The sequence below is a fragment of the Aeromonas sp. s5 genome (assembly GCF_040907865.1).
GTDB lineage: Bacteria > Pseudomonadota > Gammaproteobacteria > Enterobacterales > Aeromonadaceae > Aeromonas > Aeromonas dhakensis.
In genome coordinates this window covers 23,789-46,210 of sequence record NZ_JBFOCO010000008.1, presented here as the reverse complement: position 1 = coordinate 46,210, position 22,422 = coordinate 23,789, and the positions used below count along the sequence as shown (strand labels likewise).

The following is a 22,422-nucleotide window of genomic DNA, read 5'->3' as shown; positions in this document are numbered from 1 at the left end:
AAGACGGTACTAACACGTTATAACCGCCTTACATATAATACTACCCGGCCTTAATGCCAGGAATGAAAATGATGTTTTTAATAAATGGTTTAACTTTACCTCTTTGAGGCTTAATGACGTCACTTTACGTCCTCTTTTAGCGCCTCCATTACTACCGAATAAAGAAACAGTAAGGGAGTTGGTTGTGGGAATCATCGGCAAGGCTACCGCCCCTGAATTCCAGCCTCCAGCTTGCTGCTTTTCCCTGCGGTGTGGCTCTGGTCTGGTACATGGCTGACTGCGACAAGAGGGGATCTGATGGCCATGTTACCGAACGGAGCTGGTTAGGGAAGGGGGAGTGGGTGATTTTTCGGGCAAGATCAATAAATTGAGCTGCCATGGGGGGGCGGGCGATAGAGGTATCTCAGCGTCCGTACTTTCTCAATGCTCGCTGCGTATTTGGGCGGGGGGAATGAACTGCGGGATGCCACTCTGTTGAATGAGTTGCAGAGCAGATGCCAAGGTAATGACATCAAGGCCGGGCCAGTGATGGTATGGGCATCCCGGCCCGGTCAGATCTGCGTTTCCCACCAGAGATAAATGGGCCCGCTGCCGGTGACGACAGGGGCCCTTTTTTGTGGTTAGCGCACGGTCTCGGGATCAGCGGGCCAGCACCACCTGGCCGGCGGGGCTGGGGTTGGCGGGTTGTGGAGAGGCGGGTTGCTGCTGGAACTGGCGAACCAGCCGATCCAGGTCACTCAGTTGCCGCACCAGCTGGTTGATGCCGTGGACGGCATGCTGACTACCTTGGCTTGAGTCATCGGCCAGGGTCTTGATGCTGAGCACGTTGCGGTCGATGTCGGCAGTGACCTGGGACTGCTCCTGCACGGCCTGGGCTATCTGGCTGCTGCCGGAGGCGACCTGCTGCAACATGCTGTTGATCTGCTGCAGTATGGTGCCGGTGGCGGAGGCCTTCTGCTGGCAGCTGGCGGAGAGATCCCCCCCCTTTTCCATCGCCTGCTCGGCGTTGGCCGCGCTGGTTTGCAGCAGGTTGATCATCTTCTGGATCTCGCCGGTGGAGGCCTGGGTCTTGATGGCCAGGGATCTGATCTCGTCCGCCACCACCGAGAAACCACGGCCCGCCTCACCGGCACGGGCCGCCTCGATGGCCGCATTGAGGGCCAGCAGGTTGGTCTGGTTGGCGATGCTGTTGATGACGTCCAGGATGCCGTCGATATCCCGGCATTGGGTCGCCAGGGTGTGGATCACCGTCTTGGAGGTAGCGATCTCGCCGTGCATTCCTTCGACCGCCCCTATGGTCTCCTGCACGCTGCGGTTGCCCTCCCGGAACAGGTCGGCGGTTTCATCCAGCAGGTCGGATGCGGCGGTGGAGCTGTGGGACACCTCACGGATCGACTCGGCCATCTGGGTGATGGCGGTGGCGACCTGATTGGTCTCGGCCTGTTGTTGCTGCAGGTTGCTGGTGATGGATTCGGCATTGCGCAGATCGCCTTCCGCCGAGTGCAGGATCCGGCTGCAGGTCTGCTGGGTGCGCGCCAGCACGGCGTTGAACTCGGCCTGATTCATCAGCATGGCGAGCTCGATGGCGGCGATGTTGTCGACCTTGTTGGTGTAGAGCAGCTGCATCAGCGGGTTGTCAAAGCGGCTGCGGGCCAGCTTGTCGAGCTTGCCGAGGCGACGGTTCAGGGCCTGGGTGATCATGGCCACCAGCAGCAAAGGCAGCACGGCCAGGGCCAGCAGCCAGCCGGAGGCCTGCTCATACCCCAGCGCCATCATGGCCACCAGGCTCGGCAGCAGGCAGAGGGTGATTGCCAGCGTGTGGGAGAAGGCCGGCAGCCTGAGCGCCAGCGGCGCCTTGTCGGCGCGCAGCCCGGCATAGATGCGCTCGGCCCGCTGCTTGATCTCCTCGCTGGGGGCGGTACGCACCGATTGATACTCCACCACCTTGCCGTGGGCATCCTTGATCGGCGTGACGAAGGCGCTGACCCAGTAGTGATCGCCGTTCTTGCAGCGATTCTTCACCGGCCCCATCCAGCTCTTGCCGGCCCGGATATGGTGCCAGAGGTCGGCGAAGGCCTGCTTGGGCATATCCGGATGGCGCACCAGATTGTGGTGCTCCCCCTGCAGCTCCTCCAGCGTGAAGCCTGCGATCTGGCAGAACTCCTCGTTGGCGTAGGTGATACGGCTCTCCAGATCCGTGGTGGAGATGAGGTGCTGGTGTTCGGGATAGCGACGCTCATGCTGGGTGACAGGCTGATTGACTCTCATGGTGTGCTCCGAAACCGGGTTGTGGGGAAGGAGTCATCACCAATGCAAGGGCTGCACCAGCGGGGGGGAAAATCGTCGATCATGCGGCACTCATGCGGTACGGCGGGGGGCGATGGCCGGTAGCGAGCGGATCTGCGGGTGTGGGGCTGGCGAGTCAGAGGCGGCGGATTTGCATTTCAGGAACCGTTTTGGCAACGGCGGCGCCATTTCGCGAGCGGCGGCGGCAGGCGCAAAACAGCGGAGCCCTGACGGGCTCCGGAGGATCAGGGGGTCGGTTCGGCCGGGGCCGGCTCAGGCCCGGCGGGCGGGGTCAGCATCATGGTCTCGATCTGCAGCCCCTGCACCAGCACGGTTTTCAGATCCTGCAGGTACTCCTCCAGCGGCGGCTCCTGCAGCAGCTGGGCGAGCTCGTTGCCGACCGGGGTCAACCGGTAGTAGAGCAGGGTGATGTTGGCCTGCTTGCGCTGCAGGCGCCAGCGCTGATCGCCGAACTCCAGCTCCACCCCGTCGGCGGGCAGCGGGCCAGACTCCAGCTCGCCGCGGTGCAGCAGGCCGAGCTCGAACAGCTGCAACAGGGCGTTGTAGGGGATGCGGTATTTGCCAAGGCCGAGCCGGGTCACCCGGGCGCGGCTGAGCAGGCTGGCCCCCTTGTGCAGCCCCAGCAGCAGCCGCTGCTCGTCGCTGCCCACGTAGTGGCAGGAGAGGGAGCAGATGCGCTGGAACAGCTGGGCCTCGCGCTGGGTCATCTCCTTGAGGGTGGTGAGCGCTCGGATGGAGAAGCGGCCCGGGGTGGCGATCTCGATGGCGAAGATGCGGCCCCACAGCTGCTGCATGGGCACCATGCTGATGTCTTCCGCCAGTTGCAGGAAGTGGGTCAGCCAGTCGCTGTCCATCTCGCCGCCGGCGGCGGTCTCCTCGCAGTGGCGGGAGGCCATCACCATGATGGATTCCAGGTTGCGCTGGCGGGCGGCCTGATCCGCCAGCTGGCGAAAGGCGGCGCGCTGCTCGAAGGTGCTGTCGCTGTTGCGGGTGAGCATGCCGTCGATGCCGCGGCTGCGGGCCAGGCGCAGGGTCTGCTCCTGGCTGCTCAGGATGGAACTCTCTTTCTTGGGCGGGGGCAGGTCAGCCATGCTGGCTCCGTGATCGCAAGGTCTAGCCTTGAATGTTACTCCAACCGGGATGGCGGGCAATCCCTCAGGCAGGGACTGGCCGGGTTCTTGCCGTCGCGGATAACAAAACGGTCTCCCGTGGGAGGCCGTGTGTGCCTGGTTACTGCTCTTCGTAGACGCTGACCTCGACCGCCTCCAGCGAATAGGAGGCGGTGGCCATCTCGTGACTGGAGCTGACCGTGCGCATCTTGCCCTTCACCCAGATGGCGTCCCACAGGTCGTCCACCGGCGCTCCCTTGGGGTAGCTCACATAGACCACCTGGTTGGTGGGCGGGGGCGGCACATGGATGCAGGCGCCGAAGTAGGGCACCAGCAGGAAGGCGGTGATCTTCTTGGCGTCCCCCTCCAGCGGCACCACGAAGCCCGGGATGCGCACCTCTTGGTTGTCCAGCTTCTTGTTGACCCCGCCCACCGGCTGCGGCACTGAGGCAAGATTGCCATCGTGGCTCACCTGGGGTGGGGGCAGCAGTTTTTCACCTTCCGGAATGAGTACATCCCAGTCGATGGTCTTGTAGTCGGCGGCCATGGCCGGCAGCGTCAGCAGGGCGGCCAGCAGCGCCACGATTTTCCACTTCATCATCTGTCCTTCTCGTTTTTTATGGGCGCCTGGCTAGACGCGAATGCTCATGCCATCGCTCAGGCTGTAGCGATAGGCGCGGGCGGCGGGCAACAGGCCTATCACCATGCCGGCCAGCCAGACCAGCCCCAGCAGTTGCCACTCGTGGGCGCTTGGCAGCCCCAGGCTCAATTGCAGGCCATAGTGACCGAGCAGCCAGGGGGTGGCAAGGGCTTGGCCCAGGTAGAGCGCGGCCACCCCGAGCGCAATGCCGGCGGTGGTGAGGGCCATCGCCTCCAGCGCCAGCAGCAGGAACAGGTGGGAGGGGCCGGCGCCGAGGGAGCGCAAGATGGCAAGCTCCCGGCGCCGCTCGTTGAGGCCGGCCAGCAGGGTGGTCAGCATGCCGATGAGGCCTGCCACCACCACGAAGCCGGCGATCACCGACAGCGCCGTCTCCGCCACGCTTATCAGGCTCCACAACTCCTGCAGGGCGGCCCCCGGCAGGATCGCCATCAGCGGCTCGCCCCGGTAGGTGTTGACGCTGCGCTGCAGCTGGAACGCCAGGATCCGGTTGCTGAGCCCCACCATGAAGGCGGTGATGGTCTTGGGGGTGAGATCCTGTGCCAGTGCCTGCTCGGCGGTCACGTTCTTGCTGTGACGGCCGGTGTCCCAGCCCAGGTGGATCGCCTCGATACCGGCCAGCGGCACATGGATGGTGCGATCGATGGGGGTGCCGGTCGGTGCCAGGATCCCCACCACCTTGAACGGCAGGTTGTCGTGCTGGCTGAACGAGGTGTTGCCAGCGCCGTGGGCGATGACGATGGACTGCCCCAGGTGATAACCGAGCTTCTCGGCCACCTGGGCGCCGAGCACCGCCTCGAACGGCGTGTCGAACGCTCGCCCTTCGCGCATGACCAGTGCCTGCTGCTGGCCGTACTTCAAGTGTGTGAAGTAGTCGCCATTGGTGCCAAGCACTCTAAACCCCTTGTGGGAGTCACCAAGGGAAAGCGGGATGGTCCAGGCGATGCCGGGTTGTTGCTTGATGGCCTGATAGGCGTCCCAGCCCACGTTGTTGGTGGGATTGCCGATGCGAAACACCGAGTAGAGCAGCAGGTTCACCTGGCCGGAGCGGGCGCCGACGATGAGGTCCGTGCCCGACACCGTATTGGCGAAGCTCTCGCGCGCCTGGTTGCGCACTCGCTCCACCCCGAGCAGCAGGGTGACGCTGATGGCGACCGCCAGCAGGGTGAGCCCGGCGGTAAGGCGGCGGGCCCAGAGGCTTTGCAGGGCGAGTTTCAGCATGTTGCCCTCCTGTTCAGTTGTTGCAGGTTTTCCACCCGCGGGAAGAGCGGCTCGAGATAGGGGTCGTGGCTGACGAAGACCAGGGTCGAGCCCTGCTTGTCGCACTCCTCGAACAGCAGCTTGATGAAGGCGGCCCGGTTGTCGGTATCCAGCGCCGAGGTGGGCTCGTCGGCGATCACCAGCGGCGGTGAGCCGATCAGCGCGCGGGCGGCGGCTACCCGTTGCTGCTGGCCGATGCTGAGGGCATGGACGGGCCTGTGCAGCGCCTCCTCGGGCAGTTGCAATTCCCGCAGCAGGCGGCGCGCCTCCTCGGCCGGGCTGCCCTGCAGCCGGGCCCGCTTCTCGGGGGAGAAGGTGAGGGCGCTGGTGACGTTGTCCTGCACGGATAAAAACGGCAGCAGATTGAACTGCTGGAAGATGTAACCCAGATTGGCCGCCCGGAAGTGGTCGCGGGCACGGCCAGAGAGTCGGGCCAGCGGCTGGCCCAATACCTCCAGGGTGCCGTGGTTGGCGGTCTGGATCCCGGCCAGCAGGCCGAGCAGGGTCGACTTGCCCGAACCGGACGGTCCCTTGATGAATACCCGCTCCCCCTCGCCGATGGTGAGGGCGGGCAGATCGAGTACAACCTCGTGACCTGGCCAGGCAAAGGCCAGATCGCGGATCTCAACCACGGCATTTTTCATGGCGTTACCAGCTCAGTTTGTTGGCGGAGGGGGTCAGCTCGGCCGCGGTCTGGCCGCTGGGCAGTATGCCCTGCACGCTCAGCTTCTCCAGGCTCGGATAGACGCTGAACAGGGTGGCTTCCAGCCCGGTCAGCTTGGCTGGCTCCGCGCAGGTGTAGGTGTACATGGCCCCCATGTCGGCGTGACCGGCATCGTCGTGCTGGTGTTCGTCGTGCTTGCCGTCAGACTTCTGGTGGTCATGGTCATGGTCATGGTCATGGTCGTGATCTTCCTTGGCGGCCTGCAGCGCCTGCTGGGTCAGCGTGCAGCCGGCGGCCGGGTCGAAGCGCAGCAGGGCATCGGGTTGCTTGAGCTGGGCCATGGCCTTGGCGTATTGCGCCTTCTCGTCATCGCTCTTGGCGGCGTGCTCGAAGCCCACCAGATCGGCGGCGGGGGCCTGCAGCTCGATCATCAGCTGGTTGCCATCAAGCACCAGGTTGAGGTGGCCGTGGCCGTGCTCGTGGGCGCCGTGGCCGTGACTGTCGTGTTCATCGTGGTTTGCCTGCACGCCAAATGCGGCGGCCGCCAGTAACAGGGTGACTGCTTTCATCGTTAATCCTTTGAAAAGTTTATTGAAAAATGGATTTAGCCGGATAAGCGATGAAGTTGTGGCGGTGCGCGGATGCGGCACTGACCTGAGGGGGTGGCATGAGGTTTGGGCAAGGCGGCATCAAGGAGCTTGCCGATGACGACCTGTGACGAGGGGATGATCAGGGTCGGGGTGAGTGCCAGCTTGCCATCCAGATGCAGGGCGCAGAGGACGCAGGCGTGGTTGTGGCCGGGCAGGTCGGCTTCCAGCGGATGTTGTGCCAGCACGGGTTGCAACCACAACCAGCCCAGCAGCAGCAACCAGATTTTCAGCTTGGTACGACCCATAGACCCCTATCAAAGGGGCGCCATCAGCGCCCCTTTTCTCTGGCTTAGAGATGGGACTGGATGAGCCCCATCACGGTAGCGATATTGTTGGCATCGAGCTGACCGTCCTTGACGAACAGCACCTTGCCCTCTTTGTCCAGCAGGATGATGGCCGAGCTTTCCGGCGCCAGATCCCAAGCGTTGCGGGCCATGCCCTTGGCATCCAGCACCATGGCGGACCAGGGGAATTCCTTCTTGCTGTCTTCGGCACTGCTCTTCACGAAGCCGGAGGTGCCCCAGATGGCGTCATTGCTGTTGATGATGGTGACGGTCTGGTACTTGTCGTGGGGCAGCTTGGCCGCCTTGATCGCTTCGATCATGGGGGCGTTGAGCTCCTTGGCGCTGGAGCGACCGGCGATGTGCTGGATCAGAAAAACTTTGCCGGTCAGTACCTTGCTTTGCCAGGGCTGATAGCCGATCTCTTTCTCTTTCAGTACCAGCTCACCCTTGTCGCCGATGTTGACCAGCGGCACCTGGGCCGACTCCTTGATGTTGTGAGCCAGGACCAGCGTTGGCAGCAGCGCCAGAGTAAGTACGAGATGTTTCATCCTGATGACACTCCTTTTGTTATGTTATAACGATTTTTGCATTGAGGGAATGGGGCCGAACTCATCCTAAACTGATCGGATCTGTTTAAAAAGTGTTAAATAAAAGCCGACATTGAGGCGTTCGACTGCCAGCCAGCACAGGGGCTGGCTGGCAAAGGCGGCTAGGATGGCACGCAGTCGATAAAAATCAATTGCTTATCAACTGGTTTGAGGAGTCTGGCCGCGCTCTGCAGCCAGACTTGAGGAAGGGGATAGGCCTCAGTAGAGCGGCTCGCTCACCAGCGGGATCTTGGCCATGGTCATCTGCTGGGCCAGCAGGGGCGAGCCGGTCAGCAGTATGTGACGCTGATTGCCGATCACCACTGTATCCCCTTTCAGGCCGCTGTCGGCGGTGATGGCCAGCCAGGCTGGCGAGACGCTGCCAATGCTGATGTTCGGATAGATGATGCTGAGCATGTACTGGGGGGCCAGCTCGGCCAAGAGGCTTGCCATCAGCAGCGCCTTCTCGTCGCTGTCCGCCTTGTTGTTCTGCAAGGCCTGCAGCGGAGGTGCGAAGTGGTCCATCTGTTCGGGCGGAGTGGGAATGCCGCTCAGCCACTCCTGCAGCAGGCCGACACTGGTGGCGAGATCCTTGGCTAGGAACTGTTTCGCCAGGGGCCTCAGGTCGCCCTTGAACTGGTAGAACAGCTGGGAATAGTTGGGGCGCACGCAGGGCAGCTTGCGGTTGGCAGGATGGACGCAGGGCACCACCCGCATCTGATAGAAGGCGTCGTCCTGATATTGCTGATAGGCCTGCCAGAACAGGGTCGACTCCATGCTGTCGTCGTGCAGGGTGAAGGCCTGCTCCAGATTGCGAAACTTGGTGGCGGTCTCCGGGCTGGTCTGATTGATAAGGTTGATGCTGTTGTATAGCCGCGGGCTGATGTAGGAGTAGAGGGTTTCCAGCGGATAGTTGAGGGAGGCATCGAGCAGGGTCATCTCGTGGCGGCTGGCGGCGATGACCCGTTCGTCTGCGTTCAGTTGCAGATGCTTCTGCTGACCGTCGCTCGATTGCCACTGCCAGCTCAGGGTGACCTCGTTGGCCCCGGCCATGGACGCGAACACTAGACTCAACAACAGACCTTGTGCCAGTTTCATGATATGCATCCTGCTCGGGGTGATAATAAACAACTAGGTGAGCTGGCCGACTTTGGATGAGTCTGACATTTGTGATTTTGATAACAGATTGATCGGGCTTTTAATTTAATTCTGGAAATAAGTCATGCAGGAAACCGTCATGAAGCGAATCACACCCTTGTTGCTGCTGTTGGCCACGCTGCCGGCCGCGGCGGGGCCTGTCATCGTCAACCAGGGAATGTCCAGCGCGGATACCTTTGCCCTGCGCGACAAGCTGGCGAAGGAACATGAGTGGCAGGAGTGGCTGCGCTTTCAGCAGGCCATCAAGTGGCTTGAGGTGCTGCCGGTGAACTGCGAGCTGATGAGCGATGCTGGTGGCAGTTATCGCTGCGGGGGGAATTACTACCGGCCCTATCAGCAGGATGGACGCGACATCTATATACAGGGGGATCCCAGCGGTGTGACGCCGGGTCAGCCCCAGCAACAGCCCACGAAAAAGGCGCCCTGAGGCGCCTTTTTCACGAAGGTTATGCTTACTTGGCAGCGTAACGCTCGGCAGAGCTCTTGATCTCTGCTTCGGCAGCGGCCTTGTCGCCCCAGCCTTCAACCTTGACCCACTTGCCAGCTTCCAGCTCTTTGTAGCGCTCGAAGAAGTGCTGGATCTGGGCGCGCAGCAGCTCGGGCAGATCGTTCACATCCTGGATGTGGTCGTACTGCTTGGTCAGCTTGGAGTGCGGAACGGCCACGATCTTGGCGTCTTCGCCAGATTCGTCGGTCATCTTCAGCACGCCAACCGGGCGGCAGCGAATGACGGAGCCGGCCAGCAGCGGGTAGGGAGTCGGAACCAGCACGTCAACCGGATCACCATCCAGAGACAGGGTGGCGTTCACGTAGCCGTAGTTGCACGGATAGAACATCGGGGTAGACATGAAGCGATCAACGAAGATGGCACCGCTGTCCTTGTCGACTTCGTATTTGATCGGGTCGGCGTTCTGCGGGATTTCGATGATGACGTAGATGTCGTCGGGCAGGCTCTTGCCAGCCGGTACCAGATTCAGGCTCATGACGTTTCCTTTGAGTGTTGGAGTCAAGTTTGCAGGCCGATATTATAGCGATGTCGCGTCAAATGACCATATTTCAGGGCCACTGCGACAGAGTTGGTGGATACCGTGCAGCTTGGGTCTGCCAAATTGCCGTCACCTTGTTAGAATGCGCACTTCCCTTTACTGCGAAAGGAAGCGGTATGCATATTCACATTCTCGGGATCTGCGGCACCTTCATGGGTGGTCTGGCGGTGTTGGCAAAACAGCTTGGTTATCGGGTCACCGGCTCTGACGCCAACGTCTATCCCCCCATGAGTACCCAGCTCGAGCAACAGGGCATCGAACTGACCGAAGGCTACGACCCTTCCCAGCTCGATCCGGCGCCGGATCTGGTGGTAGTCGGCAACGCCATGAGCCGCGGCAACCCCTGTGTGGAGTATGTGCTGGACCGCAATCTGCCCTACATCTCCGGCCCCCAGTGGCTGCTGGAGCACGTGCTGCAGGATCGCTGGGTGCTGGCCGTCGCCGGCACCCACGGCAAGACTACCACCGCCAGCATGCTGGCCTGGGTACTGGAATACGCCAAGCTGGAGCCCGGCTTCCTCATCGGCGGCGTGCCCGGCAATTTCCCGGTCTCCGCCCGCCTCGGCTCCGCCCCCTTCTTCGTCATCGAGGCTGACGAGTATGACTGCGCCTTCTTCGACAAGCGCTCCAAGTTCGTCCACTACCACCCGCGTACCCTGGTGATGAACAACCTGGAGTTCGACCACGCGGATATCTTCCCGGATCTGGCCGCCATCCAGCGTCAGTTCCACCACCTGATGCGCACCGTGCCGAGCAACGGTCGAGTGCTCTTCCCCAAGGGGGACGAGAACCTCACCGCCGTTCGCAAGATGGGCTGCTGGAGCGAGGTGGAGCTGGTGGGTCAGGACGATGCCAAGTGGAAGGCGGTCAAGCTGGCCGACGACGGCTCTGCCTTCGAGGTGTGGCTGGATGGCGTGAAACAGGGCGAAGTGCACTGGGAGTGCATCGGCGAGCACAACGTCAACAACGGCCTGATGGCCATCGCCGCCGCCCGCCATGCCGGTGTCATGGTGGAGCACGGCATTGCGGCCCTCTGCCAGTTCAAGTCTCCCAAACGGCGGATGGAGCTCAAGGGGGAAGTGGCCGGCATCAGCATCTATGACGACTTCGCCCACCACCCCACCGCCATCGAAACCACCCTCGGCGGCCTGCGCGCCAAGGTGGGCAAGGCCCGCATCCTGGCGGTGCTGGAGCCCCGCTCCAACACCATGAAGCTGGGAGTGCACAAGGAAGAGCTGGCAGGTTGTTTCGATGGCGCCGACGAGGTGTTCTTCTTCCAGCCGCCCAACATCGGCTGGGATCTCGGCGAGGTGACCGCCCACATGACCCGACCGGCCAAGGTGTTCAACGATCTGGAGACCCTGATCAACCGGCTGGTGGCCGAGTGCCGCGATGGCGATCATATTCTGATCATGAGCAACGGCGGCTTCGGCGGCATTCATGACAAGCTGATCGCCCGCCTCAAGGACTATCACGGCCAGCTATGAACAAAGCGATCACCCTGGCGCTGACCGGTGCCTCCGGCGCCCCCTATGCCCTGCGCCTGCTGGAATGCCTGGTACAGGCGGACTATCGGGTCTACCTGCTCGCCTCCTCGGCGGCTCGTGTGGTGCTCAAGACCGAGCAGCAGCAGGAGTGGCCGGGCTCGCCGAAAGAGCTCTCTGCCTTTCTCTGTCGCCAATATGGCGCCAAGGAGGGGCAGATCGTCGCCTGTGGCAAGGAGGAGTGGTTCTCGCCGGTGGCTTCGGGCTCGGCAGCGCCCAGACAGATGGTGGTCTGCCCCTGCTCCATGGGCACCGTCTCGGCCATTGCCAACGGCACCTCCGACAACCTGCTGGAGCGGGCGGCGGACGTGGTGATCAAGGAGCGCGGCCAGCTCATTCTGGTGCCCCGCGAGAGCCCCTTCTCGGCGATCCACCTGGAGAACATGCTGAAACTGGCCCGCCTTGGGGTGACCATCATGCCGGCGGCGCCGGGCTTTTATCATGAGCCGAAAAGCATCGCGGATCTGGTGGACTTCATGGTGGCGCGGATCCTCGATCATCTGGGGATCGAGCACGCGCTGACCCGCCGCTGGGGCTACGCCAAAGGGTGAGATGAGCGGATAGCGGACAAACAAAAGCGGCGCCGACCTGAACAGTTCGGCGCCGCTTTTTTGCTGGAGCGGATTAGGCTGCCTGGATGGGGGCGGTTACGTACTTGAACAGAAAATCGGTCACCTCTTCCCGGCTCGGGCGTTGTGGCTGATTGATCATCTGCATCATGACGTAGCCGAAGCCGGTCAGGGAGCGGGCCAGATCCTGCGCCGACAGCACACTCTGGATCTCGCCGGCATCCATGGCGCGTTGCAGGTGAGGTGCAATGCGCTCCAGAGCCTTGTCCAGCAGCTTGGCGTAACGGGGCCAGACCTCTTCCCGCACCGATGAGCTCCACTCCAGCCAGATGCTGGCGTGGTCAGGCTGATCGTAGGCGGCGTCAACAAACAGCTTCACGTGGCGGCGAATGCTGTCGCTGACCGGGCCCTGGCCGGAGTAGGCCTGTTCCAGCATCTGATGCACGAAACGTTCGATCTCGGCCAACACTTCATCCACCAGCTCTTCACGGGTGTTGAAATAGTTGAACACGGTAGCAACCGAGACCTTGGCCTGTTCTGCGATTTCGGCGTGACCCGCACGGCCGATGCCGCGACGGGAGAACACCTCGATGGCACATTCCATCAATTGATTGCGTCGGGCCTCCGGCGAAAGCCGGGTTCGACGTCTAATTTCTGCGCGTGGTTCCATAGTTTTTTCATCTAATAGTTATTGATTATGGTGTTTATAGTATTGTCACCGATAATGCCCGAGGGCCTGCTAACTCTATCAATTAAAATAAGCCGATAAAAGCATCACGTATGCCTGACGCCCTTCGGCTTGAATGGTAGAATCATCGGTTTTGACGTTAATGAACGGCCAAATTTGCTTTGGCCATTATGGAGTAAGTGATGAAACACACTGTCGAGGTGATGATCTCCGAGGCTGAAGTCGCCGCCCGGATCGCCAAATTGGGTGAAGAGATCACCGCCCGTTACCAGGGCTCTGATGAAGTGGTCATGATCGGCCTGCTGCGCGGCTCCTGCGTCTTCCTGGCCGACCTGTGCCGCCAGACCCAGCTGCCCATCACCCTGGATTTTATGACCGCCTCCAGCTATGGCTCCGGCATGCACAGCACCCGCGACGTGCGCATCCTGAAAGACCTGGATGACGACATCAAAGGGAAGGACGTGGTGATCGTCGAAGACATCATCGACACCGGCTACACCCTCAACAAGGTGCGCGAGATCCTCTCTCTGCGCGAGCCGAAATCCCTGGCCATCTGCACCCTGCTGGACAAGCCGTCCCGCCGTGAAGTACAGGTGCCGGTGGACTGGATCGGTTTCTCCATTCCCGATGAATTCGTGGTGGGCTGCGGCATCGATTATGCCCAGAAGTACCGCAATCTGCCGTTCATCGGCAAGGTAATACCGCAAGAGTAAGCAAGGTTCAGGAATATAACGGGCAAGGTGGCAGAGCGCCATTTTCTGTCTGCAGGCGGCCTTGGCCGCCTTTTCTGTCTCGAGATGGGATGAGCCATCACAGGGGTTGCAATGAACGCACTGGAAATCAGCGGCCTGAAGAAGACCTATCAGGGGGGCGTCGAAGCCCTTAAAGGCATTGATCTCACTGTCAAACAGGGGGATTTCTTCGCCCTGCTCGGCCCCAACGGGGCGGGCAAGTCCACCACCATCGGCATCATCAGCTCGCTGGTGAACAAGAGTGCCGGCAAGGTGAAGGTGTTCGGCTACGACATCGACACCCACCTGGAAGAGGCCAAGGCCCAGCTCGGACTGGTGCCGCAGGAGTTCAACTTCAGCCAGTTCGAGAAGGTGATCCAGATCGTCACCCATCAGGCCGGCTTCTATGGTGTGCCGCGGGCCGAGGCCAAGATCCGCGCCGAGAAGTACCTGCGCCAGCTCGACCTGTGGGACAAGCGCGACATGCCGGCTCGCACCCTCTCCGGCGGCATGAAGCGCCGGCTGATGATCGCCCGCGCCCTGATGCATGAGCCCAAGCTGCTGATCCTCGACGAGCCGACCGCCGGGGTGGATATCGAGATCCGTCGCTCCATGTGGAATTTCCTCAAGGATCTCAACGAGCAGGGCGTCACCATCATACTCACCACCCACTATCTGGAAGAGGCGGAGATGCTGTGTCGCAACATCGGCATCATCGACAAGGGCCGCCTCATCGAGAACACCAGCATGAAGAAGCTGCTGGGCAAGCTGGGCCGCGAGACCTTCATGCTGGATCTGGCGCCGGGCTCCGCCGTGCCGAACCTGCCGGAGTTCAACGGCCGCATGCAGGACGAACGCACCCTGGAGGTGGATCTGGACAAGAGCCAGTCTCTCAACAGCCTGTTCGATCAGCTATCGAGCCAGCAGGTGCAGGTACTGAGCATGCGCAACAAGGCCAACCGGCTGGAAGAGCTGTTCGTCAGCCTGGTCGAGGAGGGGAGAAAAGCATGAACCTGACCACTTACTACATCGCCTTCAAGAGCATTTTGGCCAAGGAGATCAGCCGCTTCACCCGGATCTGGATCCAGACCCTGGTGCCGCCTGCCATCACCATGAGCCTCTACTTCGTCATCTTCGGCAACCTCATCGGTGGCCGCATCGGTGACATGGGGGGCTTCAGCTACATGGAGTTCATCGTGCCCGGCCTCATCATGATGTCGGTCATCACCAACTCCTACTCCAACGTCGCCTCCTCCTTCTTCAGCGCCAAGTTCCAGCGCAACGTGGAGGAGCTGCTGGTGGCGCCGGTGCCCAACTACGTCATCATCGCCGGCTACGTCGGCGGCGGCGTGGCGCGCGGCCTCTGTGTCGGCCTCATCGTCACCCTGGTGTCGCTGTTCTTCGTGCCGCTGCAGATCCACCACCTGTTCAGCGTCTGCTTCACCGTGCTGCTGACCGCCATCCTCTTCTCGCTGGGGGGGCTCATCAACGCGGTGTTTGCCAAGACCTTCGACGACATCAGCATCATCCCCACCTTCGTGCTGACGCCGCTCACCTACCTGGGCGGGGTGTTCTACTCCATCAGCCTGCTGCCACCCTTCTGGCAGGGGGTCTCCCAGGTGAACCCGATCATCTACATGGTGAACGCGTTCCGTTACGGCTTTCTCGGGATCTCCGACGTGCCGCTCGGCACCGCCTACCTCATCATCATCGGCTTCATTGTGGCTCTCTACGGTCTGGCCTGGTGGCTCATCTCCCGCGGCACCGGGCTGCGCCACTGATGCAATGCAACGGGCACCCTGGGGTGCCCGTTTCTTTGTTGCCTCTTTTACCTCTCCTGCGCTGACCCATCTCGAACAGGGTCAATAACCACCCTCATATCAAGGTTTTATCCGGCACCTTGTGATCCACCGCAATTTTCAGATTACCCCCAAAGGTATAATTCCCGCGGTTGGAAGGTCTGCAAAATGGGCCCTCCGTCTCTTCTTTTTCTCACCAGGGCAGGATCGCCTATGTCACTGATCACCGAGTTGCCAGCCATTTTCGACAGTTTTTCAGATGCCCGCCGGCAGGGCTTTCTGGCCGTGATGGCACTCAAGGAGCGACAGATCCCCCTGGTCGGCACCTACTGCACCTTCATGCCGCAGGAGGTGGCCATGGCCGCCGGCGCCGTGGTGGTCTCGCTCTGCTCCACCAGCGACGAGACCATCGAGGAGGCCGAAAAGGATCTGCCCCGCAACCTCTGTCCGCTCATCAAGAGCAGCTACGGTTTCGGCAAGACCGACAAGTGCCCCTACTTCTACTTCTCCGATCTGGTGGTGGGGGAAACCACCTGCGACGGCAAGAAGAAGATGTACGAGTACATGGCCGAGTTCAAACCGGTGCACGTGATGCAGCTGCCCAACCGTGCCGATGACGAGGCCTCCCGCACCCTGTGGCGCAGCGAGATCGTCCGCTTCAAGGAGCTGCTGGAGCAGCAGTTCGGCAACCCCATCAGCGAGCAGGTGCTGCGCGACGCCATCGTGCTGAAGAACCGCGAGCGCCGCGCGCTGGCCGACTTCTATCGGCTGGGTCAGCTCAACCCACCGGCGCTGAGCGGTACCGACATCCTCAAGGTGGTCTATGGCGCCACCTTCCGCTTCGACAAGGAGCAGCTCATCAGCGAGCTGCAGGAGATGACCCGCCGCATCAAGGCCGACTATGCCGACGGCAAGCGGCTCGATGCCCGCCCGCGCATCCTCATCACCGGCTGCCCCATCGGCGGCGCGGCCGACAAGGTGGTGCGTATCATCGAGGAGCACGATGGCTGGGTGGTGGGTTACGAGAACTGCACCGGCGCCAAGGCGACCGAGCAGTGCGTCAGCGAGGAGGGCGATCCGTTCGATGCGCTGACCGACAAGTATCTGGCCATCGGTTGCTCCTGCATCTCCCCCAACCACCAGCGCATGACGTTGCTGAGCCAGATGGTGGAGGAGTATCAGGCGGACGGGGTGATCGACGTGATCCTGCAGGCCTGTCACACCTATGCGGTGGAGTCGCTGGCCATCAAGCGCCACGTGCGCGATCGCCACGGCATCCCCTACATGGCGGTCGAGACCGACTACTCCAGCGCCGACAAGGGACAGCTGGCCACCCGGCTGGCCGCCTTTATCGAGATGCTGTGAGGAGGCGCCGTGTCACTCACCATCGGGATTGACTCGGGCTCCAGCGCGACCAAGGGGATCCTGTTCGACCACAGAGAGGGCGGGCGCATCGTCCGCCGCTTTCTGGTGCCGACCCCCTTTCGTCCGCTGGCCGCCATCGAGCAAGGCTGGGAGACGCTCTCGGCCGGGCTGCCGGAGCGCCCCCATCTGACCCTGACCGGTTATGGCCGCGATCTGGCGTCGTTCGCCGATCGGCGGGTCACCGAAATCTCCTGTCATGGGCTGGGGGCACGCCTGCTCTGTCCGTCGGTGCACACCGTCATCGACATCGGCGGCCAGGACAGCAAGGTGATCCAGCTCGATGGCGAGGGCAACCTCACCGACTTTCTGATGAACGACAAGTGCGCCGCCGGTACCGGCCGCTTTCTCGAGGTGATCACCCGCACCCTGGGGGCGCGGGTCGAACAGCTCGACGAGCTGCTGCAAGGGGCCGAGCCCCACGACATCAGCAGCATGTGCACCGTGTTTGCCGAGTCGGAGGCGATCAGCCTGCGTTCGGCGGGCATTCCCGCCGAGTCGATCCTGGCCGGCATCGTCCGCTCCATGGCCCGGCGCAGTGCCAACTTCATCGGCCGCCTTGGTGCCAGACCCACAGTGCTCTTCACTGGCGGCGTCAGCCACTGCGCCACCTTCCGCCACTATCTGGCGCAAGGATTGGGCTGCGACGTGGCCACCCACCCGGACGCCCAGTTTGCCGGTGCGCTGGGGGCGGCCCTGTTCGGTGCGCGTGCCCGCACGGGAGGCAAATCATGAACGCAGAGTTCCTCTACCTGTTCCACTCCACCCTCGGCACACTCAGGCTGCGCAAGCGGCTGGAGCAGCAGCCCCACCCGTTTCGGGTCTGCGACGTGCCGCGCCGGCTCAGCGCCGGCTGCGGTCTCGCCATCCGCCTGCACTGTCCGCCCGAGGAGTGGCAGCAGTGGTGCCAGCGCGGCGAAACCGCCGCCGTCTTTCGCTGTGACGAAGACGGTGAGTATTGCGAACTGGCCCGCTATCCCATCACCTGAAGAGCAGAGGGGCTCCCGTGCGGTAGCCCCTCTTGTTCATTGTCATTAGCGGACCGTTATACCTTGATGGCATGCTCCTTGAGCAACCGGGCGGTGAGCTCAAGTTTCTCATTGCGCTCAATTGCCCGCTCCGGCACGGTGACGATCCCATGCTCATCGACCCGCTCAAGCCCGAAGGTGTCATCGATGGCCTGGGCCATGGCGCTGCGGCCTGCGGCGATATCGGGATCGATAAGGCTTTCCTGCATCCTGATCCGGTTTGCACTGGTTGCCAGTTGCAACTCGTCAAGCTGTGACGTGAGTGTGTCGATCCGGCTTTCGACTCGTTGAGCCAGCTCGAAGAGGCGGTGGTCGTTGCCGGAAGCCATCGCCAGCCCCTCAAGCATCTCCCCTTTGCGCTGATCAAAGGCATTCACCGCGCGGGCCGCCAGCTCCAGTGCATAGGCTTTGGTCGCCATGGCGTTGACGCTGCCTTCCCAGCCCACATCAGATCCTATCCCCAGCGTTACGCCGAGGGAGGTATGGAGTTTAGCCCCCTGAGGTCCGATTGCCGCGGTAGCTCCGGCCGATGCCCCGACGCCAACATTGGCTGATGCTCGCACCTTGGCCGAGAGACTATAGGCATCGGCATACTGGCTCTTGAGCAGATTGAGCTGGGCACTGCCTTCCGCCTTGAGACCGACAAAAGCCGAAGCATTGGCTGTGGCGCTCAGGATAGGGCCCGCCGGCGTCATAATTGCCGCCGCTCCCGCCTCCAGCTTGGCATTGATCCCTGCCTCGGCAGTACCTGCCAACTTGAGGTTGAGCAGATTGCCCACCGTCCAGCTGGCTTCGGCCGAGAGACCCAGCTTGCTCACCAGCTCGGCACTGGCGCCGATGCGTAGTAGGCTCACATCATGAGGGCCAGGCTTGTAGCGATCACCGTCGGTTTCACTCAGGATGCGGGTGGCTGGGTTGAATGCCAACGAGCCTTCCACCTTGCCCACCACCAGCTCGGCCTTGGCACTCGCCTTGTTCTCCTGGGTCAGTGCTACCTTGCCGCTAAATTCGCCCACAGGAGTATCACGGCTACCTTCCCACTTGCCGATCTCGATTTTGGCAAAGGCTTCTACCAGCGCACTGGCGCTTACCAGACCCAGCCCGCTGAAGGCTTTCTGGCTCATTGGCTCGCCCGGTTTCAGCTCCTTGCCGGCAGTCTCTAGCGGGTTCTTGATCTCGGCCCGCCCACCGGTCTGGTAGTGCTTTCCTGACTTATCCTCCCTCTGCCAGAGTGCTTTATCCTGAGCCTCGCGTTCAAGCCAGGGTTCATCCAGGCCATCGACCAATGCCGTCAGCAGCTCGGTTCGGAGCAGGCCAATCTCTCCCTGTTGACTCACCTTCTGCTCCATACTGAGGGCCAACACCTCCTTGAGGTGGGTCAGCTCCAGCAACTGGCTGTGAGTCAGCAGGATATCGCGACCATTTTCCTCGGCGGTGGCCTGCGGCTTGAGCGTCAGCTCGTCAGGGAAGCGCTCCCGCAAGAGGCCGCAGAAGCACTTCCACTCATGGCTGTCGACGACCTCCTCCCGAGTGGGAGCCCGCTCCAGCCGCCGTGCCGTCATGGTCTCGCTCACTCCGTACATCAGGTCGAGTCCTCTTTGCAGCTCGTGATGGAACAGATCGTGTGCCCCCTCCTTTTGCAGGCCGGCGAGTTCACTGCACCACTGGCGGATCTTCTGGTTGCTCTCAATGGGTTGATTGACCAATCCCTGTGCGTTACAGAGCCAGGACAGCTGGAACGAAGGGGCGCTTCCTGTTTGTCCCAACGCCTGACGACGGGCGGCAATGTCGGCCACCAGTTGTTTCAGCACGGGATCCTGCTGGCGGGAGCGGTTTTTGCCTGAATCGATCCAGAACTGTAGCGCTTGCTCGATCTTGGTCAGCCCGGCCAACGAAGGAGTCTTTCCATTCTGGTACTGGCGTACGGCTTGTTTGACAGCCTTGAGTTCATGGCTCTGCATGTGGCCGATCCCGCGACGGATACCACGTTCGAACTCACGGTTGCCGGCATCCAGCAGTCGCAATCGGACGTTGCCAAGGTGCGCCGTTGCTGGCTGAGCTGGTTCGTCCCCGTTGGGCAGGGTGCGAGCAGCATTCAAATCCTGTGGTGCAATTCTCATCTCGGGCATGGCAGTGATCCTGACTTGGAAAGAGGTATATCTTCAGCCTACGCCTGCCCGACATTCTCCCCTGTCACTCTCGGCCCCCCTTTTTTAGGATTCGGACAGCCCCTTTAAAGATGCCTGCCAGCTCACAATTCCGGCATATCTCGCCTCTCAGCCGACACTAACCTAAAAAAAGCTGGCCTTAGGTGATAAGCAGCGACTTGCCGACCACATAGGGTGTCCTTCTCTCCCCTAATCTGAGATTCATTCATGTATCACGCTCTCATCTCCACCCTCTTTACCGAACTGGGTTTACCCTTGCCTGCCAGCGGCCAGTCCGTCACCACCCTCGCCATCAACGAAGAGTTGGTATTGACGCTGGCAGAGGATGAGGGACACCTGGTGATCTATCTGTTGTTGCCGGGCCACGCCATGCCCAATGCTCCTTTGCTCAATCATCTTGGTGACGAACCGGCCTTTCTATTGGACCAGACCAAACAGGGTGAAACCCTTATATGGACTCGCGAGTGGCTCGATCACCTGACTTTGGAGAGCCTGCTGATATTGCTGGAGCGTGCCGTCGAGCTTGCCGCCGAGTTGCTGGCCCACCAGTACGATCGGGGGCAGTCTCAGGAGGCTGAACCAGCAGCCAGGCAAGCTGGCAGCATCCGGGTGTAACGACTGCCTTACCGGTTCGAAGTCAGCAACATCGGATTTGTCGTAGCTCCTGAGCCAGGTCATTGCGACCCCATCTGTTGTTGATAGAATATGCGACTATCCATAAAGAGGTGGTCCATGGCCGTGTATCTGCGGGTGTTGGCCAGGTTGGCGCTGGGGGGATTTTTCGTCGTCTCCGCCGGGTTCAAGCTGGCGGCGCCGGAGCTGTTCGCCGAGCAGATCGGCGCCTTCGGTCTGCTCTGGTCGCCGTTCATTCCCCTTGCCGTCTGGGGGCTTATCGGGCTGGAGCTCTGCGCAGGCGTGGCGGTCATCGCCAACCGGCGCTGGGGACTGTGGCTGGTGATCGGGCTGCTCGCCCTGTTTATTCCGGTGTTGGGCTATGGCATCGCCATCGGGCTCGACATCTCTTGCGGCTGTCTTGGCAGGGCTGATCTCGGCTCGCTGCCACAGGCCCTCTTGCGGGATCTGCTGCTGTTGACGCTTGCTGGCGCCTTGCTGCGCCACTCCCGCCCCGTTTTTACCGTTCCAAAGGAGCAGTGACATGATGAGATTGCAATCCCGCACCCTGATGGCCTCGCTGATTGCGGCCAGCTTTGCCCTCGGTGGCTGTGGCGACAACCAGTTCGAGCAGGAGACCAAACTGGAGCAGGCGGCGGTACAGCTCTCCCAGGAGACCCAGCAGGGGGGCTATCAGCTGCTGACCGTGGCCGAGCTGAAGACCCGGATGGACAAAGGTGAGGCGCTGGTGATCATCGACACCATGCCGTTCGAGGACTCCTACAAGAAGGAGCACATTCCGGGGGCCAGGAATTTTGCCTTCGTGAAGGAGGCCAGGTCCGGCGATGACTGGAGCCAGATCGTCGAGGGGAGTGGCACGCCCGAGCAGCTGCTGGCCCTGCTGGGAGACGACAAGACCCGCCCTGTGGTGTTCTACTGCGGCTTCGTCAAGTGCGGCCGCAGCCACAACGGGGCCGCCTGGGCGGTCACCCAGGGCTATCAGCAGGTCTATCGGGTGCCGGGCGGCATCTTCGCCTGGAAAGGGGCGGGTTACCCGGTCAGCGCCGAGTAGGCAGGAAGTGCTCAGAAACAACAAAGCCCGCGCATGCGGGCTTTGTTGTCAGTGGTGCAGCTGCTCAGGGGCGGGCCAGCGTCACCACCCGGTTGTCGATGAGGCGGGCCTTGCCGAGATACGCCGCCATCAGGATCACCAGCTGCTCGCTCTCGTCGGTGGCCGCTTCCAGGGTGGCGGCATCGACGATGTCGATGGCGTCGGTCCGAAAACCGGCCTTGTCGAGGCGCTGGCTGGCCTGGGCCACCAGGGAGGGCAGGTGATGGTCACCCGCTTCAATCTGCTCGGCGATCCAGTTCATGGTGCGCGCCAGCTCAGGGGCCAGGGCCCGCTCGGCGGCGGTCAGGTAGCCGTTGCGCGAGGAGAGCGCCAGCCCATCTTCGGCCCGCACGGTGGGCACGCCGACGATCTGGATGGGCATCGCCATGTCGGCCACCATCTTGCGAATGAGCGCCAGCTGCTGGTAATCCTTCTGGCCGAAGCAGGCCACGTCAGGCTGCACCAGATTGAACAGCTTGGTGACCACGGTGCTGACGCCGCGGAAGTGACCCGGACGCAGCGCCCCTTCCAGCAGCGTGGAGAGGCCCGGTACCTCTACGAAGGTCTGGCTGGCCAGCCCCTGCGGATACATGATCTCCGGGGTCGGCGTGAACACCATATCGACACCGGCCGCCTCCAGCGCGGCGCAATCCTGCTCCAGGGTGCGCGGGTAGTTGGCGAGATCCTCGGCCTTGTCGAACTGCATCGGGTTGACGAAGATGCTGACCACCACCTTCTCGGCGTGGCTGTGCGCCTCCTTCACCAGGGTAAGGTGGCCCTGGTGCAGGTTGCCCATGGTGGGCACGAATGCGATGGCGCGCCCTTCACGGCGCCATTGGCCGATCTGTTCACGCAGAGCGGCGGGATTGTTAACGACCAACATCAACTGTTCACCTTCGAAAAGATCAAAGAGAGGCGGGCAGGAGCCCGTGCGGATAAGCGCGAAGTGTCAACGCGCGGCATCATCATCGGCGGTTACCTTGGGATGAATCATCAAAAGAGGGGGCTCACTCTGCCCCGGAGGGCG

25 protein-coding genes are annotated in these 22,422 nt (G+C 61.9%); 12 read left to right on the top strand and 13 right to left on the bottom strand.

The features are described from left to right. Nucleotides 1–639 precede the first annotated feature (639 nt). The 9 genes from AB5Y94_RS06165 to AB5Y94_RS06125 all read right to left on the bottom strand — a co-directional run bounded on the left by AB5Y94_RS06165 (nucleotide 640) and on the right by AB5Y94_RS06125 (nucleotide 8,617). A complete protein-coding gene (locus tag AB5Y94_RS06165) occupies nucleotides 640–2,268 on the bottom strand; it encodes a PAS domain-containing methyl-accepting chemotaxis protein (protein ID WP_368205186.1) in 1,629 nt (542 codons plus the stop codon). Nucleotides 2,269–2,531: 263 nt separating this feature from the next. Continuing rightward, complete coding sequence (locus AB5Y94_RS06160) at nucleotides 2,532–3,398, bottom strand: TIGR03899 family protein (RefSeq protein ID WP_005304693.1); 867 nt, start codon at nucleotides 3,396–3,398, stop codon at nucleotides 2,532–2,534. 139 nt (nucleotides 3,399–3,537) lie between these two features. Further along, on the bottom strand, nucleotides 3,538–4,017 hold the full coding sequence (locus AB5Y94_RS06155; RefSeq protein WP_017787621.1) for a DUF3299 domain-containing protein: 480 nt from the start codon (nucleotides 4,015–4,017) through the stop codon (nucleotides 3,538–3,540). A gap of 30 nt (nucleotides 4,018–4,047) precedes the next feature. Then, nucleotides 4,048–5,295, bottom strand: a complete 1,248-nt coding sequence (locus AB5Y94_RS06150; protein WP_368205185.1) for an ABC transporter permease — start codon at nucleotides 5,293–5,295, stop codon at nucleotides 4,048–4,050. Further along, nucleotides 5,289–5,978, bottom strand: a complete 690-nt coding sequence (locus AB5Y94_RS06145; protein ID WP_139399524.1) for an ABC transporter ATP-binding protein — start codon at nucleotides 5,976–5,978, stop codon at nucleotides 5,289–5,291. The genes AB5Y94_RS06150 and AB5Y94_RS06145 overlap by 7 nt, the downstream gene beginning before the upstream one ends. A 4-nt stretch (nucleotides 5,979–5,982) precedes the next feature. Beyond that, nucleotides 5,983–6,567 (bottom strand): DUF2796 domain-containing protein, encoded by a 585-nt coding sequence (locus AB5Y94_RS06140; RefSeq protein WP_368205184.1) that lies wholly within the window; start codon nucleotides 6,565–6,567, stop codon nucleotides 5,983–5,985. A gap of 35 nt (nucleotides 6,568–6,602) precedes the next feature. Beyond that, nucleotides 6,603–6,893: a hypothetical protein gene (locus tag AB5Y94_RS06135; RefSeq protein WP_019840507.1), complete on the bottom strand. Its 291-nt coding sequence runs from the start codon at nucleotides 6,891–6,893 to the stop codon at nucleotides 6,603–6,605. Nucleotides 6,894–6,937: 44 nt separating this feature from the next. Further along, on the bottom strand, nucleotides 6,938–7,480 hold the full coding sequence (locus AB5Y94_RS06130) for a YtfJ family protein (protein ID WP_213344490.1): 543 nt from the start codon (nucleotides 7,478–7,480) through the stop codon (nucleotides 6,938–6,940). 258 nt (nucleotides 7,481–7,738) lie between these two features. Next, entirely contained in the window at nucleotides 7,739–8,617 is an 879-nt protein-coding gene (locus AB5Y94_RS06125; RefSeq protein WP_005304657.1) for a hypothetical protein, read from the bottom strand. 124 nt (nucleotides 8,618–8,741) lie between these two features. Between AB5Y94_RS06125 and AB5Y94_RS06120 the strand changes: the two genes are divergently transcribed. After that, complete coding sequence (locus AB5Y94_RS06120; RefSeq protein ID WP_017780517.1) at nucleotides 8,742–9,104, top strand: hypothetical protein; 363 nt, start codon at nucleotides 8,742–8,744, stop codon at nucleotides 9,102–9,104. Nucleotides 9,105–9,129: 25 nt separating this feature from the next. On the opposite strand, the gene ppa is transcribed toward AB5Y94_RS06120, so the two are convergent. Beyond that, nucleotides 9,130–9,660: an inorganic diphosphatase gene (gene ppa / locus AB5Y94_RS06115; protein ID WP_005304649.1), complete on the bottom strand. Its 531-nt coding sequence runs from the start codon at nucleotides 9,658–9,660 to the stop codon at nucleotides 9,130–9,132. Between the two features lie 179 nt (nucleotides 9,661–9,839). Between ppa and mpl the strand changes: the two genes are divergently transcribed. Beyond that, nucleotides 9,840–11,210, top strand: coding sequence for a UDP-N-acetylmuramate:L-alanyl-gamma-D-glutamyl-meso-diaminopimelate ligase (mpl, locus tag AB5Y94_RS06110; RefSeq protein WP_010636250.1), 1,371 nt, complete (start codon nucleotides 9,840–9,842; stop codon nucleotides 11,208–11,210). Next, nucleotides 11,207–11,818 (top strand): flavin prenyltransferase UbiX, encoded by a 612-nt coding sequence (locus AB5Y94_RS06105; protein ID WP_139432620.1) that lies wholly within the window; start codon nucleotides 11,207–11,209, stop codon nucleotides 11,816–11,818. Before mpl ends, AB5Y94_RS06105 begins: the two co-directional genes overlap by 4 nt. Nucleotides 11,819–11,891: 73 nt before the next feature. On the opposite strand, the gene AB5Y94_RS06100 is transcribed toward AB5Y94_RS06105, so the two are convergent. Beyond that, nucleotides 11,892–12,506 carry a TetR/AcrR family transcriptional regulator gene (locus AB5Y94_RS06100; protein WP_005304640.1) on the bottom strand — a complete coding sequence of 205 codons (615 nt, stop codon included), beginning with the start codon at nucleotides 12,504–12,506 and terminating at the stop codon, nucleotides 11,892–11,894. A gap of 200 nt (nucleotides 12,507–12,706) precedes the next feature. On the opposite strand from AB5Y94_RS06100, the gene hpt reads away from it, so the two are divergent. From hpt to AB5Y94_RS06070, 6 genes are all read left to right on the top strand, one after another. Continuing rightward, on the top strand, nucleotides 12,707–13,237 hold the full coding sequence (gene hpt, locus AB5Y94_RS06095; RefSeq protein ID WP_005304637.1) for a hypoxanthine phosphoribosyltransferase: 531 nt from the start codon (nucleotides 12,707–12,709) through the stop codon (nucleotides 13,235–13,237). A gap of 111 nt (nucleotides 13,238–13,348) precedes the next feature. Beyond that, on the top strand, nucleotides 13,349–14,266 hold the full coding sequence (locus AB5Y94_RS06090) for an ABC transporter ATP-binding protein (RefSeq protein ID WP_005304633.1): 918 nt from the start codon (nucleotides 13,349–13,351) through the stop codon (nucleotides 14,264–14,266). Next, the gene (locus tag AB5Y94_RS06085; RefSeq protein ID WP_005304632.1) at nucleotides 14,263–15,036 is read left to right on the top strand and encodes an ABC transporter permease; all 774 of its coding nucleotides are present in this window, start codon (nucleotides 14,263–14,265) and stop codon (nucleotides 15,034–15,036) included. Before AB5Y94_RS06090 ends, AB5Y94_RS06085 begins: the two co-directional genes overlap by 4 nt. A 231-nt stretch (nucleotides 15,037–15,267) precedes the next feature. After that, nucleotides 15,268–16,419: a double-cubane-cluster-containing anaerobic reductase gene (locus AB5Y94_RS06080; RefSeq protein ID WP_368205183.1), complete on the top strand. Its 1,152-nt coding sequence runs from the start codon at nucleotides 15,268–15,270 to the stop codon at nucleotides 16,417–16,419. A gap of 9 nt (nucleotides 16,420–16,428) precedes the next feature. Next, the gene (locus AB5Y94_RS06075; RefSeq protein WP_368205182.1) at nucleotides 16,429–17,211 is read left to right on the top strand and encodes an acyl-CoA dehydratase activase; all 783 of its coding nucleotides are present in this window, start codon (nucleotides 16,429–16,431) and stop codon (nucleotides 17,209–17,211) included. Then, a complete protein-coding gene (locus AB5Y94_RS06070; RefSeq protein WP_274438173.1) occupies nucleotides 17,208–17,465 on the top strand; it encodes a DUF3343 domain-containing protein in 258 nt (85 codons plus the stop codon). The genes AB5Y94_RS06075 and AB5Y94_RS06070 overlap by 4 nt, the downstream gene beginning before the upstream one ends. Nucleotides 17,466–17,521: 56 nt before the next feature. Here AB5Y94_RS06070 and AB5Y94_RS06065 read toward each other — a convergent pair whose 3' ends face one another. Then, on the bottom strand, nucleotides 17,522–19,633 hold the full coding sequence (locus AB5Y94_RS06065; RefSeq protein WP_368205181.1) for a hypothetical protein: 2,112 nt from the start codon (nucleotides 19,631–19,633) through the stop codon (nucleotides 17,522–17,524). A gap of 246 nt (nucleotides 19,634–19,879) precedes the next feature. On the opposite strand from AB5Y94_RS06065, the gene AB5Y94_RS06060 reads away from it, so the two are divergent. The 3 genes from AB5Y94_RS06060 (at nucleotide 19,880) to AB5Y94_RS06050 (ending at nucleotide 21,356) form a co-directional block, all read left to right on the top strand. Beyond that, a complete protein-coding gene (locus AB5Y94_RS06060) occupies nucleotides 19,880–20,287 on the top strand; it encodes a CesT family type III secretion system chaperone (protein ID WP_021463752.1) in 408 nt (135 codons plus the stop codon). Nucleotides 20,288–20,404: 117 nt separating this feature from the next. Continuing rightward, the gene (locus AB5Y94_RS06055) at nucleotides 20,405–20,827 is read left to right on the top strand and encodes a MauE/DoxX family redox-associated membrane protein (protein ID WP_368205180.1); all 423 of its coding nucleotides are present in this window, start codon (nucleotides 20,405–20,407) and stop codon (nucleotides 20,825–20,827) included. Nucleotide 20,828: 1 nt separating this feature from the next. Continuing rightward, entirely contained in the window at nucleotides 20,829–21,356 is a 528-nt protein-coding gene (locus AB5Y94_RS06050; protein WP_017780523.1) for a rhodanese-like domain-containing protein, read from the top strand. Between the two features lie 64 nt (nucleotides 21,357–21,420). Here AB5Y94_RS06050 and panC read toward each other — a convergent pair whose 3' ends face one another. Then, nucleotides 21,421–22,278, bottom strand: coding sequence for a pantoate--beta-alanine ligase (panC, locus tag AB5Y94_RS06045; RefSeq protein ID WP_065017865.1), 858 nt, complete (start codon nucleotides 22,276–22,278; stop codon nucleotides 21,421–21,423). Nucleotides 22,279–22,422: the final 144 nt, after the last annotated feature.